We start from the raw sequence: 18,266 nt of genomic DNA on the forward strand, positions 1-18,266 counted from the left end.
ATGAACGAGTACTCCGCCGTGAACCCCGAGATCGTCGTCGGGATCGACGGCTCCCCAGAGGCCCTCGGCGCGTTGCGCGAGGCACTCCGACTCGCGGACGCTCTCGACGGCAAGGTGCGCGTCATCTGCGCATGGGCCTGGCCGGTCGGGCAGGGCTTCGTGGCGGGGCCGCCGATCAACTGGAACCCCGAGTCCGACGCGCTCGAGATCCTCGCCACCTCGCTGCGCAAGGTCGAGGTGCCCGCGGGCGTCGAGGTCACCACCGAGGCGGTCTACGGCGACGCGGCCGAGATCCTGATCGAGGCCAGCCAGCGGGCGTACATGGTGCTGACCGGCAGCACAGGCGCCGGAATGGCGCGCGCGCTGTTCCTCGGGTCGGTGAGCACGCGCGTCGCGCAGCGCGCAGCCTGCCCCGTGCTCGTGTGGCGGCCGTCGGCGGTCGGCCTCGCGGCCGACTCCGCGTTGCGTGAAGAGCTCGCGCTGAACCTCTGATCGCGAATTGCCAGGGGACTGCCGGTTTCAGCCGGCAGTCCCCCAAGTAGTGTTGGGCGCAGCGATCGGCGGTTTGCCTTTTGTGTACACGGCCAGCCGGCCGCCGATCAGACGGGGGCCGAATGGCCGCACCAATCACCGCCGCCTCGCTCCTCGAAGGGCGCATGGGTGCGATCCGCACCACATCGCCCAGAGGCGAGAAGTCCGACCCGGCCGCCTCGTACACGGCCGTCTCTCGCGCGGTGAAGGCTGAGGGGCTGCTGCGGCGCGCCCGCCTGTTCTACCTGCTGCTCGCGCTCGGGCTGGTCGCGGCGACCGCGGCCGACGTCACCGGCATGGTCCTCATGGGCCGAAGCTGGTTCCAGCTCATCCTCGCCGGCGTGCTCGGGCTGATCCTCACGCAGTTCGCGTTCCTCGCGCACGAGGCCGCCCACAAGCAGATCCTCACCTCGGGGCCTGCCAACGACCGGCTCGGCCGGTTCCTCGGCACCTTCGTCATCGGCATGAGCTACGCGTGGTGGCTGAACAAGCACAACCGGCACCACGCCAACCCGAACCAGCTCGGCAAGGACCCCGACATCGCGTTCGACACGATCTCGTTCACCGAGGAGGACGCTGCGCGTCAAAGGGGCCTGCTCGCGTGGATCACGCGGCGTCAGGGCTACCTGTTCTTCCCGCTGCTCACCCTCGAGGGCCTCAATCTGCACTGGACGTCGTTCAAGCTGCTCGGCAACCCGGAGCCCGTCAAGCACCGCGCTACGGAGATCGCTCTGATCGCCGTGCGTTTCGGGGTGTACCTCGGCCTCCTGTTCTGGTTCCTGCCCCCCGGCATCGCCGGCGCGTTCATCGGCGTGCAGCTCGCCGTCTTCGGCATCTACATGGGCGCCTCGTTCGCGCCGAACCACAAGGGAATGCCGCTCATCCCGGCATCCGTCAAACTCGACTTCTTCTCGAAGCAGGTGCTCACCTCGCGCAACGTCTCCGGCGGGTGGTGGGCGACCGCCCTGTTCGGCGGCCTCAACTACCAGGTCGAGCACCATCTGTTCCCGAGCATGGCCCGTCCGCGACTCGCCCGAGCGAGGCTCATCGTGCGCGAGCACTGCGCAGCCACCGGAGTCCCGTACACTGAGACGACGCTGGTGCAGTCTTACGCCATCGTCATCGCCTATCTCAACAGGGTCGGGCTGCAGGCACGGGATCCGTTCGCCTGCCCCGTCATCGCACAGTACCGAGGCGCATAGCGCCCCCAGAACTTCCCGCGGAACCAGACCATCGTCGGTCGGCTCGCGGCTCACGAAACGATTTCTGATTTACCTCTTTGCTTCACCGAACACCCCCGACGCGGTTCGACCACTCTGGCGCCAGGCCGCCCACGACGTTCACGTCGCCACCGTCCTGGGCGAATTCGCGGGCTTCGTCGCGCGGTCCGCGAGCGGATTTCTGCTGCACGATGCGCATTCAACTCCGCGCGGGGTCTTCCCCAGCCTCGATCTCGCATGCGAGGCTCTGAACAACGATGCCGTCGGCGCTCGCATCAGCACCGCACAGCACGTCCCACTACGTCCGCGACGGCGCCGCCGCCGCGGAACGCCGGACCGCAACAGCCGTCCGGGAACACGAAAGAAAGTCGACGATATGGCCACCGGCACCGTCAAATGGTTCAACTCGGAGAAGGGCTACGGCTTCATCTCCCCCGACGACGGCTCGGCCGACGTCTTCGCCCACTTCTCCGCCATCTCAGGCGGCGGCTTCCGCAACCTCGAAGAGGGGCAGAAGGTCGAATTCGACACCGAGCGCGGCCAGAAGGGCCCGCAGGCTGCGAACATCCGCCCCGTCCAGGGCTGAGCACGCAGCAGGGCGAGTGATCGGCGGGGAATCCCCCCGCCGATCACTCGTATGCGCGACCCCATAGGACTTCCCCGCGTGCAGGTCAAGGGATGTTTTTGGCCCTTTCCCGCCGCGTACGGTCGACTTCGATTGGCGATACCGGACAAGAGAACAGGGGGTCGCCGCCATGACTCGACCGGACGCCCGTACCCCAGACGTCTGTCCTATCTGCGGAAGCACCCTCATCGAGCGGGATCACGCGCTGTACTGCCCGAGCTGCGATCTCTTCTACGAAGAGGACGAGCACAGCGAGGACAGCGGTGAAGGCCGCTGAGTCAGAGCCTCAGTGCCCGGCGTTGTACGCATGTTCGGCGGCCTCTCGTGCAGCCTGCAGCGCGGCCTGCTCTGCCTCGCTCGCGGCGTCCGTCGCGGCCGGGCTCGACTCCGCTGCGAGGCCGCTCAGGCGGTCTGACACGCACTCAGAGCCCTGCGGCAGATCGAGCGCGTCCACGCGGATCGCCACACCGAAGTCCGGAATGCTCACCACGCTGACGAGCAGCCCCTGACCGGTCGGCGGGTCGGTCGCCCCGAGCTGATAGCCGCGTTCGACGACGTCGTCGGCGTTCATCTGCGTGATGATCGCGTTCGAGCCGAGCGCGCTCTGCGGATGCTGCCCGAGCCATGACATCGCGCTGGCCGCGCTGAGGCCTGCCACCGTCCAAAAGGACGCGTCTTCCGAGACGGCGCCGCACACGCTGCCGTCGTTCGCGAACGGCAGCGGCAAGGCATTGTTCGCCCCGGAGTTCGCCCCCGGGCTCGCCCCGGGCGGCAGCTTCGCCTCGCCGAGCAGCTGGGCCACGGGAAGCCGAACCGGCGAGCGCGTCACCGTGGGCGCACCCGCGATCGGCATCGGCACGGTCTGATTGCCGAGGCTGCGGAACACCGACACCCCGCCGAACACGGCCGCCACGACGGCGAGCACGATCGCGGTTCCGACGACCACGCGCCACGGCTGGGCGCGCACCGGCGCAGGCATCCGCCCGTGCTCCGGGTACAGCGCGATCGGGCGCCACCGCGCGTCGTCTCTCAGCGCCTCAAGCCGTTCTTCCGGACCCATTCAGCTCACCTCCTCGAATCGGACGCACGTCGGGGTCTGTGCGTTCCCGCAGCTTCGCGAGGCCGCGCGACGCCTGCGAGCGCACCGTCGCCTGCGTGCACCCGAGCACGTGCGCGATCTCGCGGTCGTCGAGCTGCTGGTGGTAGCGCAGCACGAGCACGGCCCGCTGCTTCTCGGGCAGCTCCTGCAGCAGCCGGGTGAACTCGAGATCGTCCTCGAGTCGCAGGAAGCCTGCGTCCGGTCGCCCGAGATCGAGCAGCTCGTCGAGCGGCAGGTGCCTGCGCTTCCGTACGATGTCGATCGCGCGCCGCGTGACCGCGGTGCGCAGATAGCCGACCGGCGACTGCTTCGACATCGCGCGCCAGTTCCTGGCGACCGAGATCACGGCGTCCTGCACGGCGTCCTCGGCGTCGGCGCGGTTGCCGGTCAGCAGATAGGCGAGCCGCGTGAGCCGCTCGCCGTGCTCGGCGAGCAACGAGGTGTACTCCTCGTCAGGCCACTCGAAGCCGGCGCCCACACGTCCCCTTTCCCCTACGTCTGCAAACAAGAACGGACGGCGGCAGGCATCCGTTGCATCACGCCAAGAATCAATGTGACATGCGGATGCCGCAACTCCCGCCGCTCCACCGATCGGTGGGTCTCTCGAGCCGATCGGTCGATGCCCGGCCCGGGTGCGCGGACTCAGGCTGAGAGCATGACCCAGACCTCCGTCACTGCGGGCGGCGCGCTCGCGGCCGCCCGCCGCTCGGCCCTGCACCCCGTGCTGATCCTGCTCACCGCGTTCCTCGCCGTGAGCGTGGCGATGATGGCGTTCCTCGTCGTCGTGACGGTGTTCATCGCGCCGATCGACATCGCCGTGTGGATCCGCTGCTCGTTCGTGCTCGCCAGCGCGATCGTGCTGCTCGTGTGCGCACGCGGCGCCGCACGCGGCTCGCGCTCCGCCTGGCTGCGGCTCGCGATCATCGCGCCGGTCATCGTGGTCGCCGTCGTCGTGATCGTCTCGATCCCCGGCTTCCTTCCCGGGTGGGTGCGCATCGAGCAGGCCGTCTGCGGCGCCCTCGTGCTGCCCGCGGCGGTCATCGCACTGCTGCCGCGCACCCGCGCGCTCTTCCCGCGCGGAGCGTAGGGTCGAGCCGTGCCCGTCCCGCACCCGCGCTGGCGTGTCGTCCTCACGGCGACGCCGTACGTCGTGCTCGGCGTGCTGGTGATCTTCTCGCTGGCGGTGCAGTGGGGGCAGTGGGCGCACCTCGGCCCGTCTCTCGTGCTGTGCGGCGCGGCGGCGCTCTGGGTGCTCGCCCTGCGCGACCTGCCGCTGCCGTGGCGCGGCAACCGTGTGACAGTCGCGGTGCTCGTCGGCGGAATGATCGTGCTCAACCTGCTGCTCGTGCTGCGCGACGGCTGGTTCGGCTTCCTCACCGTCGCGACCTTCTCGTTCGCGTACTCGATGATCGCCTGGCCCTGGGAGTTGCTGCCCGTCGCCGCGACGGCGGTCGTCGCGGGCTGGGCTCAGAGCTCGGATTTCGGCCACGACCCGGTCGGTGTCTTCGCCACCGCGACGGTGATCGCGCTCAACATCGCCGTCATGTGCGGGCTGTCGTGGGGGCTCAGTCTCGCGCAGCAGCAGGCGCAGCGCGCGGCGACCGAGGCGGAGCGCTCGCGGCTCGCGCGCGAGATCCACGACACGCTCGCCCAGAGCTTCGCGGGCATCGTGACGCAGCTGCAGGCGGCGGAGCAGGCAGCCGACGGCGCGGCACGGGCGAGGCATGCGGATGCCGCGCTCGCGCTGGCGCGCGACGGCCTCGCCGAGGCGCGCCGCTCGGTGCAGGCGCTCCGGCCCGCCGCACTCGACGCCGTGAGGTTGCCCGAGGCCCTCGGGAACGTCGCCCGCGGCTGGTCGGCGCGCACCGGCATTCCCGTCGACGTCGTCGCGCCCGGCGGCGGCCGCGAGCTGCGCACCGAGACCGAAGTCGCCTTGCTGCGCACCGCGCAGGAGGCGCTCGCGAACGTCGAGCAGCACGCCGCCGCGCACCGGGTCGTCCTCGAGCTGCGCACGACGGGCACGCGGGCACGGCTCGAGGTGCGTGACGACGGCTGCGGCTTCGACCAGTCGGCCGCACGGGGGCCGACAGTGGGCGGCTACGGCCTCGTCGCCATGCGCGAGCGCATCGAGTCGGTGGCGGGGACGCTCGCGGTCGAGTCGCACCCGGGCCGCGGCACGGCGGTGCGTGCCGAGGTGCCCGCGTGACCGACGCTGCCGCGCCCCTGCGCCTGCTCGTCGTCGACGACCACCCCGTCGTGCGCGACGGCATCGTCGGCATGGTCGCGAGCGATCCGGGGGTCGAGGTCGTCGGCGAGGCGTCGGACGGTGCGGAATCCCTACGGCTCGCCCGCGTGCTCGACCCCGATGTCGTTCTCATGGACCTGCGCATGCCCGGCATGGACGGCGTGACCGCCATCCGCGAGTTCGATCGGCTCGGCCTGCGCGCGCGCCTCGTCGTGCTGACGACCTACGACGCCGACGCCGACGTGCTGCCCGCCATCGAGGCGGGCGCGACGGGCTATCTGCTGAAGGATGCGCCGCGCGACGAGCTGCTGCGTGCGATCCGCGCGGCGGCCGCGGGCGAGGCGGTGCTCGCGCCGTCCGTCGCGTCGCGGCTCGTGAACCGGGTGCGAACGCCTGAGGCATCCGCCCTCACCCCACGCGAGCTCGAGGTGCTCGCCCTCGTGGCCGGCGGCGCGACGAACCGCGCGGCCGGCGAGCGGCTGCACGTGAGCGAGGCGACGGTGAAGACGCACCTGCTGAGCGTCTACACGAAGCTGGGCGTCGGCGACCGCGCCGCGGCCGTTGCCGAGGGCTTCCGCCGCGGCCTCCTCGACGACTGACGGCGTGCCCCGAGCCCGCACGGTGGGCTCGGGCCCGACGCACTAGCGTCGAGGCATGGCGATCATCCACGACGCGACGCTCACGCCGACGAAGACCGAGCTGCTGACGGGGTGGCTGCCACGGCAGCCGTGGTTCCCCGCCGGTGCCGAGGCTGTCGAGCCCCGACGCATCGGCGCGTTCCGCTTCGACGACCCCGAGGGCGAGGTCGGTGTCGAGACGCTGATCGTGCGTGTTCCCGGCGCGGCGCCGCTGCAGGTGCCGCTGACCTACCGCGGCGCGCCGCTCGCGGGCGCCGACGAGTGGCTGATCGGAACCCTCGAGCACTCGGTGCTCGGCACGCGATGGGTCTACGACGGACTCGGCGACCCCGTCTATCTGAGTGAGCTCGCGCGCGCGGCGCTGCAGGGCGGCGCCGAGGTCGAGCAGCACCGCGACGGCCCCGACGGCCCCGTTCCGATCCCGTCGACGGCGCACGTGCACGGCAGCGGCGAGGCGGGCGCGCCGGTGCGCGAGCTCGCGGACCTCGCGATCGAGGTGGTGCGCGTGCTCGACGGCGGCGCGGATGCGGCATCCGCCCCGCATCTGACCGGAACCTGGCCCGGCCAGAGCGAGCCGGTCCTGCTCGCGGTCGTGCGCGCCGCGTGACCGAGGTCGAGGCGTTCGACCCGGCGCTGCTGCCCGACGGTCTGGTCGTGCGCAGCGCCCGCCCTGTGGCCGGCGGCTCGGCCAACCCGGTGTGGTGGTGCGAGCTCGACGATGGCCGCGAGGTCGTGGTCAAGGTCGCACGCGAGACGCAACCCGATCTCAGCGAGATCGAGGCGGAGGGCCTCGCGGCGCTGAGCGCGCAGGGCGGCCTCGCGACCCCGCGGGTGGTCACCTTCTCGCCGCGCGCACTGGTGCTCGAAGCGGTCGGCACCGGCGAGCTGCCGCCCGGCGACGCCCGGTTCTGGGCGGATGCCGGGCGTGCCGTCGCCCGCCTGCACGCCGTGCGCAGCGAGCGCTTCGGGTGGCAGCGGGACGGCTGGCTCGGGCGATTCCGGCAGCGCAACACGTGGGATGCCGACGGCCACCGCTTCTTCGCCGAGAACCGCATTCTGAGCTTCCTCGACAAGCCGGGGGCCGAGGCCGCCCTCGATGCGGACGACCGGGCGGGCCTCGAGCGCGTCTGCGCGAAGCTGCGGGAGCTCGTGCCCGACACCGGTGCGTCGCTCACCCACGGCGATCTGTGGCGCAACAACCTGATCGCGGGAAACGCCGGGGAGCCGGTGTTCATTGATCCTGCCGTGAGCTACGTGTGGCCGGAGGTCGATGTCGCGATGATGCTCTTCGAGGGCGACGTTCCCGACAGCTTCTTCGCCGCCTATCAGGAGTTGCGCCCTCTCCACCCCGACTGGCGCGAGCACGCGCGCATCCTGCATCTGCGCGAGTGGCTATCGATGGTCGCGACGTTCGGGCCGGACCCCGAGCGCGTGCCGAAGATCAGAGCCGTCATCCGCGACTACGCGTAGCCGGGCGCCCGGCACCCTGGCGGCCCCGCCGCCTCAGCCGCCGTGCGGCGTGTGCTCATGCCGCTGGTGGGCGGCCGGCTCGAGCTGGAACGTCGAGTGCTCGACGCTCACCGGGAAGTGCTGGGCGACGCACTCCTGCAGCTGGTCGAGGATCTGCGGCGTGTGCCCGTCGCGGAAGCACTGCGCGTCGACCGTGACGTGCGCGCTCAGCACCGGCAGCCCGGTGGCGATCTGGCTCGCGTGCAGGTCGTGCACCTGCCGCACGTGCTCGACGCCGAGCAGGTGCGCGCGCACCTCGTCGAGGTCGAGCCCGGCCGGCGCCGACTCGAGCAGCACGTCGACCGTCTGCCGCAGCAGCCGGAAGGCGCGCGGCAGGATCAGGATGCCGATCAGGATCGCCGCCGCCGCGTCGGCGCGCAGCCACCCGGTCGTCGCAATGACAATGGCCGCCACGATCACCCCGAGCGAGCCGAGCGCGTCGTTCACCACCTCGAGGAACGCGGCGCGCAGGTTGAAGTTCGCCCGTCGGGCACCCAGCAGCACCGCGATCGCGATCGCATTGCCGGCGAGTCCGATGACGCCGAAGATCAGCAGGCCGCCCGCTGCGATCGGCGGCGGGTCGATCAGTCGGTGCACGCCCTCGACGAGCACGAACAGCCCGACCCCGAGCAGCACGGCGGCCTGCGCCGTCGCGGCGAGCACCTCGGCGCGCGCGTAGCCCCAGGTGCGGCGACTCGTCGCGGGCCTCGTCGCGAGCGAGGCGGCGAGCAGAGCCATGGCCAATCCCCCGGCATCCGTCAGCACATGCCCGGCGTCGACGATCAACGCGAGCGATCCGGTGATCGCCGCGCCCACGATCTGCGCGATCAGGATGACGCAGGTGATCGCGAACGCGATCGCCAGCCGGCGGCGGCTGGCACCGCCGCCCTGGCCTGCGTGATCGTGGTCGTGGCTCACACGACTATCATCGCGGGTCGGCGCAGCGGGCGATGGGAGCGGAGAACTATCCGCTTCTGCCGGAGAGGCGTAGCGTCGAGGTCGTGACGATCTCACTCGGTTACCAGATTCCCAACTTCACCTACCCCGGCGGCGTCGAGACGCTCTTCGACACCGTCAAGGCCCAGGCGCTCGAGGCAGAGGCCAGCGGCTTCGACACGGTCCTCGTGATGGACCACTTCTACCAGCTTCCCGGCATCGGCACTCCCGACCAGCCGATGATGGAGGCCTACTCGACGCTGGCGGCGCTCGCGGCGTCCACCAGCACCATCCAATTGTCCGCGCTCGTGACGGGCAACACCTACCGCAACCCCGCGGCGCTCGCCAAGACGGTGAGCACCCTCGACGTGATCAGCCACGGCCGCGCCATCCTCGGCATCGGGGCCGGCTGGTTCGAGCTCGAGCACGAGCAGCTCGGCTTCGACTTCGACACCTTCACCGAGCGGTTCGAGAAGCTCGACGAGGCGCTGCAGATCATCCACCCGATGCTGCGCGACGAGCGGCCCGAGTTCACCGGCAAGTGGTACCGCGTGCATGGGGCGATGAACGTGCCGCGCTTCCGCGACAGCATCCCGATCATGCTGGGCGGCCAGGGCGAGCGGAAGACCTTCCGCCTCGCGGCCCGCTTCGCCGACCACATGAACATCATCGCGCCGATCGACGATCTGCCCCGCAAACTGCAGGTGCTGAAGCAGCGTGCGGAGGAGATCGACCGCGACCCCGCCACGCTGCCGACCAGCTACCTCGCGAGCGTGGCGCTCGTCGAGAGCCAGGCAGAGGCGGATGCCGTGCTGGCCCGCATTCCGGAGGACCGGCGCAGCCGCGCCTTCGTCGGCACCGCCGAGGTGCTCGCCGAGCGCATCGGGAACGACATCATCGGCGCGGGCGTCGACGGCATCATCGTGAACGCGCCCACGAACGGGCACGTGCCGGGTGTGGTCTCGGCTCTCGGCGAGGCCCTCGCGCCGCTCGTGCGCTGACGCCGGCGGTCGTCGGCCGGCGGCGTCAACGTCGGCCGACGACCACTCCGATCAGGAATCCGATCGCCGCAGCCACGGCCGCGACCAGCGCGACGGATTCCACCGGCCGGTCCTGCACGGTGCCGATGGCGGTGTCGCGCGCACCGGCCGCCGATCCCGCGATCTGGTTCGCCCCCTGCGCGGCGTTGCGACGCGCCTCGTCGACGGCGCCGTTGACCGTGCGGGTCGCGGTGCTCGCCGCGTGAGACGCGTTGCGGCGCACATCTTCGACGGTGTCGTGCACGGCGCCAGCCGCGGTCTCGACCGCATCCGAGGCCGCACTCGACGCCGCGTCGATCTTGTCCGTCGCGGCATCGGCAGCCTTGTCGACCGCTGCGTGGGTGCCGTCGCCGGCGGAGTTCAGCCGGTTCTGCGCGGCGTCGTCGTTCAGTTCAGCCATATCGATCACTCCTCGTCTCGAGATCGGGTGCGCCTGGTTACAGCGACCTTGCGGCTTTCTCGGCGCGCTTGACCGCCTGCTTGCGCGCCTTCTTCACGCGCGGATCGTTCCAGAGCGCGTCCAGGCCGGCCTGGATCTCGCGGTAGCGGCCGCGCCCAGCCTTTGCGCCGTAGGTGTACGCGATGAAGGCGATGACGCCGAGTATCAGCAGGGTGAAGAACTTTCGCATGTCTGCTCCGGTTCCCCAAACCTGCTTTCCTATTCGCGCGCCGCTCTCCGCGGCTTCCACGCGACCGCGAGCCCGAAGAACGCAGCCCCAGCGATCGCGGCGGCGATGAGGAACGCGCCGGGCCCGGTGACGACGGGCGCGAACAGGCTGTCGAGCAGCGGGAACGCGAAGCCGACGTAGGTGACGCTGTAGAAGATGCCGGTCAGCGCCGCCAGCGCGCCAGGCGGTGCAAGCTCTTCGACGACCCCGAGGCCGCTCACGAGCAGCAGGCCGTAGGCCGCGCCGAGCGCGACCGCCGTCGGCGCCAGCAGAAGGGCCGAGTGAGTGGCCGCGGTGGCCGCGCCGAGCAGCAGGCCGAGCACGGCCGCGCCCATTCCGACACGGAACGGTGCGGGTCGCGAACGCTGTGCGAGGCTGCGCGCCCACGGCTGGATCAGGATGCCGGTGCCGAGCGTCACGATCGCGACGACTCCGCTCGCGACTTCGTCGAAGCCGTCGAGCTTGACCTGGGCGGGCAGCGCGGCGAGCGACGCCGAGGCGGCGCCGAACACCCAGGGCGCCGTCGGCAGGATCGCGGCGAGGAAGACGCGGCCCGAGAGGGCGGCGCCGAGCCGGCCGCGTTCACCGCCCGGCCCGCTCGGTCGCCTGGCCGAGTCCACGGTCTCGGGCGTGATCCACACGTACGCGGCGACCACGAGCGCGAGCACGATCTGTACGGCATACGGTGTGCGCTCCGGCAACGGCAGCCACTGCGCGAGGATGCCGGAGATCAGCGGCCCGACCGCGAATCCCGCCGTGAGCGCGATCGCGGCACGGCGAGCACCTGCTGCGCCTCGGCCGTCACGCTCTGAGAGCTCTTTGACCCACGCCGTGCCCGGCCCGAAGGCGGCGCCGGCCGCGACGCCGACGACGATGCGCCCGATGAGCAGCCCCGTGAACGAGTCGCCGGCGAGCATGAGCAGCAGCGACCCGACCGCCGAGAGCAGCACAACGGGGCGCAGCACCGCCCGCCGCCCCCACCGGTCGGAGATCGGGGCGACGACGAGCAGCGCCGGAATCAGCCCGAGTGCGTAGGCGCCGAACAGCCCGTCGACCTGGACATCGCTGAGCGCACCCCGATAGACGTCGAGCATCGGCACGAACATGTTGGCGCCCCAGCCGACGATGAAAATCGCGACGGCGGGGCGCAGCCAGGCGGCGCGCTGTGCAGAACTCATCTGATTCGACCCTATTCGACGGCATCCGCACGGCCGTACGATGCGCTCGTGTTCATCGCGACCGTTCCCGAAGACAGCGCCACCGGCGATCTCGCCGAGTACTACACCAAGCAGCGCGCCGCGTGGGGCTTCCTGCCGAACTACGCGCCGGCGTTCTCGACGCGGCCCGACGTCGCCGCGGCCTGGAACGCCATGAACCACGCCGTCCGCGACGGCATGGACCGGCGCCGCTTCGAGATCGCGACCATCGCGGCCGCTCGGGAGTTGCGGTCCACCTACTGCACCGCGGCCCATTCGGGCTTCCTGCGCGACGTCTGCGGCGACGAGCAGGCGATGCTCGCGATCGCCGGCGACCCCAGTGGCGCCGGGCTCGACGCCGTCGATCAGGCGGTCTACACGTTCTCTGCGAAGGTCGCGCGCGACGCGGCATCCGTCGAGCAAGCAGATGTGGATGCCGTGCGCGCCGTCGGCCTGAGCGATGCCGACATCGCGGACATCGTCTTCGCCGCCGCCGCTCGCTCATTCTTCGCCCGGGTCCTCGACGCGCTCGGCGCGCGACTCGACGCACAGACCGCCGCGACCTTCGCCCCCGAGGTACGCACGGCGATGGTCGTCGGTCGCGCGCCTGCCGACGACTGACGGTGACTGACGGCGTCAGTGCGCACGGGGCCCGCTGCTCTCGTGGTTTCGCGGTCAGGGATGTCAGAGGGGTGCCTGAGGCCAGGACCCGTCGGCAGAGCCGAGCGAAGCCATGGGGACGGCGCCGCTCAACCGAGCCGCATGGCGAGGCGTTCGCCGTTGCGGGCTGCGGCGGCTTTGGCCCGGCCGCTAGTGGAGGCGAGAGCCAACACCAGCACGAGGAGTCCGCAGCTTCCGAGAACGATCCATGCGGTGTGACTCGAGTCGATGAAGCCGGTCCCGGTGCCGGCCACAAGCGATCCGGTGACGGCGACGCCGATGGCGCTGCCGAACTGACGGGCGCTGGCCGCGAGAGCCCCGGCGACGCCGACCTGGTCGAGGGGCATCCCCGAGACGGCGGTGTGGCTGACCGGCGGGCTGATCATGCCGACGCCGAGGCCGAAGACGGCGTAGGCCGCCAGCAGGTAGGCGATCTCGGTGTGCGCAGTCAGGGGGACGAGCAGGAAAGCGCCGATAGCGAGGAGAGCGCCGCCCAAGGTCAGCGGAAGGCGGTCGCCGCGCGAGGCGACGAGCCGGCCGGAGAGATTGGCGGCAACGGCCTGGCCCACGGCCATCGGGATGATCATCAGCCCAGCTCGCAGGGGGGTCACATGGCGGACGTCCTGCAGGTAGAGGGTGGTGAGGAACAGGAATCCGCCGAGACCGGCGGTCATCACCATGGAGATCACGTTCGCGCCAGAGAACGGAAGGCTGCGGAAGAACCGCAGGTCGATCAGCGGCTCTGATCGACGGGGCTCGATGAGAAGCATCCCGACGAAGGCCAGGGCGGCGAGCACGAACAGCCCGATGATCCAGGGGTCAGCCCAGCCGCGGCGCGGGCCCTCGATCGTCGCAGCGATGATCGACGCGAACAGGACGATGATCAGCGTCTGGCCGAACGGGTCGAAGGCGCGGGCTCGGGCGGCCCTGGACTCCGGGACGAACCGCAGGGAGAGGATGACGGCGACGATTCCGATCACGACGCTGATCCAGAACACCGACCGCCAGCCGAGGCCGCTGACCAGCACGCCGCCCAGCACGGGACCGACCGCGATGGTGATCCCGATCACCGACCCCCATACTCCGATCGCTCGCGCCCGTTCGGCGCGGTCGGTGAAGACGCTCACGATGATCGACATCGCGACCGGGTTGAGCATCGATCCGCCCACCGCTTGCACTCCGACGAAGAAGATCAGCCATCCGACGTTGGGCGCGAGCCCGCACAACGCGGAACCGAGGGCGAACAGCACCAGGCCGAGTTGGAACATCCTCCTGCGGCCGAAGCGGTCTGCCATCGACCCGGACAACAGGAGCAGGCAGGCCATGACCAGGGAGTAGGTGGAGACCACCCACTGCAGGCTGCTGACCGAGGCATGCAGGTCCCGGCCGATCGACGGCAGTGCGACATTGACGATCGTGAGATTGATACCGGTCACGCCCACGCTGAGACAGCAGATCGCCAGCACCAGCCAACGGCGAACAGGACGTGACTCGCCGGAAGTTGTGGCCGGCGCCGGGATGCGTGATGTGCTCATGGCGTTCCTCTAGCAGGTTCGGTAGAGTCTCCGATAGAAACGGATAGGGTGTTCACATCACTATACGGATACCCTATCCACTTAAGCAAGGATGCCCGAATGACCGACCGCCCGACCTCCAAACGGGCCGACGCCGCCCGCAACCGCCAGCGGATCCTCGATGCGGCGCGCGCCGCGTTCGCCGAGACCGGGACGGAGACCTCGATGGCGGAAGTGGCCCGGAGATCAGAGGTCGGCATGGCGACGCTCTACCGCAATTTCGCGAGCCGCCGCGAACTCCTGGAAGCGCTTTTGGTCGACGAGGTCGACGAGGTCTGCGCCGCCGCCGCCGCGGTCGAGGGCGACAGCCCGGAGGAGCGACTCACGGCCTGGCTGCGCCGGTTCTTCCAGTACGTCTCCACGAAACGACCGGTCGTCATCGCCTTGGTGGAGCACACGGACAGAACCAACCCCGTTTTCGACACTCGCAGCCGAATGCTCGCCGCCGGACAGCCGCTGCTCTCCGCTGCCCAGGAGGCGCACCGGATCGCCGAGAACGTCGGTCTCGACCAGATCCTCGATCTCGTCGTCGCCATCGCGAAGATCCCCGGCACGGCCGAATACCGACAGCCGCTCCTCGACGCGGCACTCGCCGGGCTGCGGCAGCGCGGTACGTGACGGAGTGCTGAGCATCCAGAATCGAGCCTCTCCGAGGACGACACCGTCGCCCGTCGAGCCTGACTACGCAAGTCCGGAGCTGCGGTTGTCGCGTTTCCCGGCAAGTCGGTGCCGTGAATGATTGTCGATAGGGCGCACGCCGTCGGGAAGACGCGGCGCAGTCACGCGTCGCCGAGGTCGACAGTTCACGCTGGTCGGTAGGTCGCTTCGAGTCCCGCGAGGATGATGTCGATCCCGGCGAGGAATTCCTCACGGTCGCCGTGGACGCGCAGCTGGGCGGCCAGCCGGCTGATGAGTGAGCCTTCGCGAAGATCGAAGCTCTCCCAGCGGTCCGCGACGGTGTTGAGAAACGTCTCTCGGTCGGCGCCAGCGGCGAGGATATGCGTGTTCACTGCGTTCTGACTTCCGACGCCGACGATGTAGTTCACGAGCGTCGAGACGGCGGTGAAGAGCGCGTCGGAGGGGACGCCGAGCGCCTCGACCGGACGTCCGATCTGCTCCCACAGCTGGACCATGGCCGACTGCCACGGGGTCGCGAACAGCTGGCTGCCGAGCCAGGGATGAGCCTCGATCGCGGTGAAGACGCCAAGGCCGATGGCACGGATGATCTCGCGAGGTGACGCGTCCGGCACCGGCTCGGTCAGAGCGCGGGTGAGAGTAGCGACGGTGGCGGCCACGAGGAGCTCGGACTTGTTCGTGACGTGCCACTGGATCGCCCCATGGCCGGTGTGCAGCTTGAGCGCGAGAGCGCGGAAGGTGAGGCCGGCGTCGCCGGAGTCGTCGAGCAGCTCGATCGCAGCATCGATGATCTGGTCGCGGGTGAGCCCGGCTGCTCGAGCCCCAGCGGGACGGGCTGTGGCGGTCATGCCTCCATCTTGACACATTCTGGTACGTCGTACCACAATGTTCTGGCACACCGTACCAATCGGAAGGGAGTGACGTGACGACACCAGTGACGATCATCGGGGCGGGCCTGGGGGGTCTGACCCTCGCGCGGGTCCTGCATCTGCATGGGATTCCGGCGACGGTCTATGAGGGGGATGCTTCTGAGGAGGCTCGCACGCAAGGCGGCCAGCTCGACATCCACGAGAGCACCGGGCAGGCAGCTCTGGCGGCCGCGGGTCTCACCGAGGAGTTCCGAGCGATCATCCACGAGGGCGCCGAGGCGACCCGGATCCTGGACGGGGATGGCACGCTCCTGTTCGAGGAGATCGACGAGGGCACGGGCGGACGCCCGGAGGCGCTGCGCGGGGATCTGCGACGTCTGCTCCTGGACTCCCTGCCGGATGGGACGGTGCGGTGGGGGCACAAACTCACCACGGTGACCAGCCTGGCCGGTGGACGCCACGAGCTGCGCTTCAGCGACGGCTCGACGGTGACCGCCGAACTTCTCGTGGGCGCGGATGGCGCCTGGTCGAAGGTGCGGCCGCTGCTGTCCGCCGCATCGCCGGCGTACGCCGGGATGGCCTTCGTCGAGACGTATCTCTACGACGTCGAGGAGCGTCACGCGGCGACGGCGGCCGCTGTCGGGGCCGGCGTCATGTACTCGCTTGTGCCCGGAAAGGGGATCACCGCGCACCGCGAGGCCGGAGGCGTGATCCACACCTACGTCGAGCTCGCCCGGCCCGAGGAGTGGTTTGCGCAGATCGACTTCTCCGACGCCACCACGTCCTCGGCCCGGATTGCGGCCGAGTTCGAGGGGTGGGCGCCTGAGCTGCGCGCGCTCATCACCGACGGTCAGACGCCGCCGGTTGCGCGCCTGATCCACGCCCTGCCACACGACCACAGCTGGGAGCGCGTGCCGGGCGTGACGCTCATCGGGGACGCCGCGCATCTGATGCCCCCGTCGGGTGAAGGAGCGAACCTCGCCATGCTCGACGGTGCCGAGCTCGCGCTCGCGCTGGCGGCGAACCCGGAGAACATCGAGACGGCGCTGGAAGGCTTCGAGAAGGCGATGTTCGCCCGCAGCCAGGCCGAGGCCGTCGGCGCGCGCATGATCCAGGACCTGTGCCTGGGAGCTCGTGCGCCGTATCAGTTCATCGAGTTCCTCGGCGGCCATGGCATGGACTGGGTGCCGACCTGGGGCCAGGCCGTCTCCGATTACCGCGGCGAGGGCGACGAGCCCGACTTCGACGACGTCACCGTGCGCATGACGCTCCCGGCCAGCTTCGGCGGCAGCCACGCGCGGGCGCAGCTCAGCAACCGATTCGCTGACGGCCCCGTGCGCATCGGCCGTGCGGCGATCGGCGTCGGCGATCGCATCGTCCCGGCCACCTTCAGCGGCCGGTCGTCAGTGGAGATCCCGGCCGGTATGGCGATGTGGACCGATCCGGTGGAGCTGCCCGTGCGGCACGGCGACGACGTGATCGTCGACGTGTACCTTCCCGAGCCCACCCCCTATGCGACCGCAGCCGGGTTCCGCTACGACCGCTCCCTTCCCGGAGAGCACACGGGAGCCGTCCCGTTCCCGCTGGAGGGGTCAGCACCGGAGGCGATCGACGACTCCCGCGAGTTCCCGGCCCCCAACACGACGGATGAGCCGGAGGTGGAGCTCGACGGCACCGGCTGGTCTCTGCCGGCCGGCGGCCCGTTTCTGCGCACCATCGAGGTCGCCGGTGCCGAGCCGCGCGCCGTTCTCGTCGCCTTCGGCGGCTCCAGCACCGCGATGGGCTGGCCGCAGTATGCCGCAGACCTCCTCCCAGCCGACGCCCGCATCGCCATCGTCAACCGCGGCATCTCCGGAAACCGCGTCCGCCTCGACGCTCCGCCGCAGACCCCCTCCTGGGGCTTGGCCGGCCTCACTCGGTTCGACGACGACGTGCTCGGCACTTACGGGGCCACGCACCTCGTCATCGCCTACAACAGCAACGACTGGGGTCTGCCCGGGCGTGTGACCTCCATCGACGAGATGCCGACGCTCGAGCAGCTGATCGCCGGCTACCAGGAGCTCATCGACCGCGCCGAGGAGGCAGGGATGACGGTGATCCTCGCGACCATCACGCCACTCGCCCCGGAGCTGCGCGTCGACGCGAACCGCGAGGCTCTCCGCCAGGGACTGAACGAGTGGATCCGCACCTCCGGTCACGAGTGCGCTGACTTCGACGCCGCAATCCGTTCCGCCAGTGATCCGATCCGCCTACAGCCCGAGTATGCGGCACCCGATGACACGCATCCGAACATCAACGGGTCCAAGCGCCTGGCCCAGACGATGATCGAGGCCCTTGACCGGCTGCACGTCTGAGCGGCCGGCGCAGGTCTGCGCATGACTGCTTCTCGCGCTCTCGCCCTCCTGCTCGTAGGGGTGCTCGGCGGTGCCCTGTCCGGCCTTTTCGGTGTCGGCGGCATGCTGATCGCCGCCGGTGGCATCGGCGGATCGCTCCTGGGCGCGCGCCTGCTGCGCACTACACGATCAAGAACCAACGAGCGCTCCCGGCGAGGGCGCTGTCAGCCTCGCATGCAGCTGGGAATGGGCGACAGGGCGGTTCAGGGGCGACGAAAGCCCGCGGAAAGCAGAAGCCCCGACCAGAAATAACTTCTGATCGGGACATTTTTGGTGGACCCTAGGGGATTCGAACCCCTGACCTTCTCATTGCGAACGAGACGCGCTACCAACTGCGCCAAGGGCCCAAGTGCTCGTCAACGATATCACGGCGAAAACGGCCGACTTGACCGCGGGACTTACGGCCCTGTTGCGGAACCGCCGCGAG

General features: G+C 70.2%; 20 protein-coding genes and 1 tRNA gene. 12 read left to right on the forward strand and 9 right to left on the reverse strand.

Annotation, left to right across the window (positions count from 1 at the left end; translation table 11 throughout):
• From D7I44_RS03855 to D7I44_RS03865, 3 genes are all read left to right on the forward strand, one after another.
• Window positions 1–492 carry a universal stress protein gene (locus D7I44_RS03855; RefSeq protein WP_120788274.1) on the forward strand — a complete coding sequence of 164 codons (492 nt, stop codon included), beginning with the start codon at window positions 1–3 and terminating at the stop codon, window positions 490–492.
• A 122-nt stretch (window positions 493–614) separates the two neighbouring features.
• Complete coding sequence (locus tag D7I44_RS03860; protein ID WP_120788275.1) at window positions 615–1,733, forward strand: fatty acid desaturase family protein; 1,119 nt, start codon at window positions 615–617, stop codon at window positions 1,731–1,733.
• Window positions 1,734–2,127: 394 nt separating this feature from the next.
• Window positions 2,128–2,337, forward strand: coding sequence for a cold-shock protein (locus D7I44_RS03865; protein ID WP_120788276.1), 210 nt, complete (start codon window positions 2,128–2,130; stop codon window positions 2,335–2,337).
• Window positions 2,338–2,662: 325 nt separating this feature from the next.
• Here the strand turns inward: D7I44_RS03865 and D7I44_RS03870 are convergent, their stop codons facing one another.
• Both D7I44_RS03870 and D7I44_RS18020 read right to left on the reverse strand, forming a co-directional pair.
• Window positions 2,663–3,436: a hypothetical protein gene (locus tag D7I44_RS03870; protein WP_120788277.1), complete on the reverse strand. Its 774-nt coding sequence runs from the start codon at window positions 3,434–3,436 to the stop codon at window positions 2,663–2,665.
• On the reverse strand, window positions 3,414–3,953 hold the full coding sequence (locus D7I44_RS18020; protein ID WP_162940041.1) for an RNA polymerase sigma factor: 540 nt from the start codon (window positions 3,951–3,953) through the stop codon (window positions 3,414–3,416). Before D7I44_RS18020 ends, D7I44_RS03870 begins: the two co-directional genes overlap by 23 nt.
• 177 nt (window positions 3,954–4,130) lie before the next feature.
• On the opposite strand from D7I44_RS18020, the gene D7I44_RS18025 reads away from it, so the two are divergent.
• The 5 genes from D7I44_RS18025 to D7I44_RS03895 are packed head-to-tail and all read left to right on the forward strand — an operon-like array spanning window position 4,131 to window position 7,828.
• Window positions 4,131–4,562 carry a hypothetical protein gene (locus D7I44_RS18025; protein ID WP_162940042.1) on the forward strand — a complete coding sequence of 144 codons (432 nt, stop codon included), beginning with the start codon at window positions 4,131–4,133 and terminating at the stop codon, window positions 4,560–4,562.
• A gap of 9 nt (window positions 4,563–4,571) precedes the next feature.
• The gene (locus D7I44_RS03880) at window positions 4,572–5,681 is read left to right on the forward strand and encodes a sensor histidine kinase (RefSeq protein WP_120788278.1); all 1,110 of its coding nucleotides are present in this window, start codon (window positions 4,572–4,574) and stop codon (window positions 5,679–5,681) included.
• The gene (locus D7I44_RS03885) at window positions 5,678–6,319 is read left to right on the forward strand and encodes a response regulator (protein WP_120788279.1); all 642 of its coding nucleotides are present in this window, start codon (window positions 5,678–5,680) and stop codon (window positions 6,317–6,319) included. The genes D7I44_RS03880 and D7I44_RS03885 overlap by 4 nt, the downstream gene beginning before the upstream one ends.
• 55 nt (window positions 6,320–6,374) lie before the next feature.
• A complete protein-coding gene (locus D7I44_RS03890; protein ID WP_120788280.1) occupies window positions 6,375–6,965 on the forward strand; it encodes a CG0192-related protein in 591 nt (196 codons plus the stop codon).
• Window positions 6,962–7,828 (forward strand): fructosamine kinase family protein, encoded by an 867-nt coding sequence (locus D7I44_RS03895; RefSeq protein WP_220093828.1) that lies wholly within the window; start codon window positions 6,962–6,964, stop codon window positions 7,826–7,828. Before D7I44_RS03890 ends, D7I44_RS03895 begins: the two co-directional genes overlap by 4 nt.
• A 33-nt stretch (window positions 7,829–7,861) precedes the next feature.
• On the opposite strand, the gene D7I44_RS03900 is transcribed toward D7I44_RS03895, so the two are convergent.
• Window positions 7,862–8,785, reverse strand: coding sequence for a cation diffusion facilitator family transporter (locus D7I44_RS03900; protein ID WP_120788281.1), 924 nt, complete (start codon window positions 8,783–8,785; stop codon window positions 7,862–7,864).
• A gap of 83 nt (window positions 8,786–8,868) precedes the next feature.
• Between D7I44_RS03900 and D7I44_RS03905 the strand changes: the two genes are divergently transcribed.
• Window positions 8,869–9,804, forward strand: a complete 936-nt coding sequence (locus D7I44_RS03905; protein ID WP_181445598.1) for an LLM class F420-dependent oxidoreductase — start codon at window positions 8,869–8,871, stop codon at window positions 9,802–9,804.
• Between the two features lie 25 nt (window positions 9,805–9,829).
• Here the strand turns inward: D7I44_RS03905 and D7I44_RS03910 are convergent, their stop codons facing one another.
• From D7I44_RS03910 to D7I44_RS03920, 3 genes are read right to left on the reverse strand one after another with little or no spacing between them, the layout of a single operon-like run.
• The gene (locus tag D7I44_RS03910) at window positions 9,830–10,243 is read right to left on the reverse strand and encodes a hypothetical protein (RefSeq protein ID WP_120788283.1); all 414 of its coding nucleotides are present in this window, start codon (window positions 10,241–10,243) and stop codon (window positions 9,830–9,832) included.
• Window positions 10,244–10,280: 37 nt separating this feature from the next.
• Complete coding sequence (locus tag D7I44_RS03915) at window positions 10,281–10,472, reverse strand: hypothetical protein (RefSeq protein WP_120788284.1); 192 nt, start codon at window positions 10,470–10,472, stop codon at window positions 10,281–10,283.
• A 29-nt stretch (window positions 10,473–10,501) separates the two neighbouring features.
• Window positions 10,502–11,689, reverse strand: coding sequence for an MFS transporter (locus D7I44_RS03920; protein WP_120788285.1), 1,188 nt, complete (start codon window positions 11,687–11,689; stop codon window positions 10,502–10,504).
• 48 nt (window positions 11,690–11,737) lie between these two features.
• Here D7I44_RS03920 and D7I44_RS03925 point away from each other — a divergent pair, with 48 nt between their 5' ends.
• Window positions 11,738–12,328, forward strand: a complete 591-nt coding sequence (locus D7I44_RS03925; protein ID WP_120788286.1) for a carboxymuconolactone decarboxylase family protein — start codon at window positions 11,738–11,740, stop codon at window positions 12,326–12,328.
• Between the two features lie 128 nt (window positions 12,329–12,456).
• Here D7I44_RS03925 and D7I44_RS03930 read toward each other — a convergent pair whose 3' ends face one another.
• Window positions 12,457–13,803, reverse strand: a complete 1,347-nt coding sequence (locus tag D7I44_RS03930; RefSeq protein ID WP_245979994.1) for a DHA2 family efflux MFS transporter permease subunit — start codon at window positions 13,801–13,803, stop codon at window positions 12,457–12,459.
• Between the two features lie 198 nt (window positions 13,804–14,001).
• On the opposite strand from D7I44_RS03930, the gene D7I44_RS03935 reads away from it, so the two are divergent.
• A complete protein-coding gene (locus tag D7I44_RS03935; protein ID WP_120788288.1) occupies window positions 14,002–14,559 on the forward strand; it encodes a TetR/AcrR family transcriptional regulator in 558 nt (185 codons plus the stop codon).
• Window positions 14,560–14,744: 185 nt separating this feature from the next.
• On the opposite strand, the gene D7I44_RS03940 is transcribed toward D7I44_RS03935, so the two are convergent.
• The gene (locus tag D7I44_RS03940; RefSeq protein WP_120788289.1) at window positions 14,745–15,425 is read right to left on the reverse strand and encodes a TetR/AcrR family transcriptional regulator; all 681 of its coding nucleotides are present in this window, start codon (window positions 15,423–15,425) and stop codon (window positions 14,745–14,747) included.
• Between the two features lie 74 nt (window positions 15,426–15,499).
• Here D7I44_RS03940 and D7I44_RS18455 point away from each other — a divergent pair, with 74 nt between their 5' ends.
• On the forward strand, window positions 15,500–17,800 hold the full coding sequence (locus D7I44_RS18455) for an FAD-dependent monooxygenase (RefSeq protein ID WP_220093829.1): 2,301 nt from the start codon (window positions 15,500–15,502) through the stop codon (window positions 17,798–17,800).
• A 310-nt stretch (window positions 17,801–18,110) separates the two neighbouring features.
• On the opposite strand, the gene D7I44_RS03955 is transcribed toward D7I44_RS18455, so the two are convergent.
• Window positions 18,111–18,186, reverse strand: a tRNA-Ala gene (locus D7I44_RS03955).
• Window positions 18,187–18,266: the final 80 nt, after the last annotated feature.

Source organism: Gryllotalpicola protaetiae (genome assembly GCF_003627055.1).
GTDB lineage: Bacteria > Actinomycetota > Actinomycetes > Actinomycetales > Microbacteriaceae > Gryllotalpicola > Gryllotalpicola protaetiae.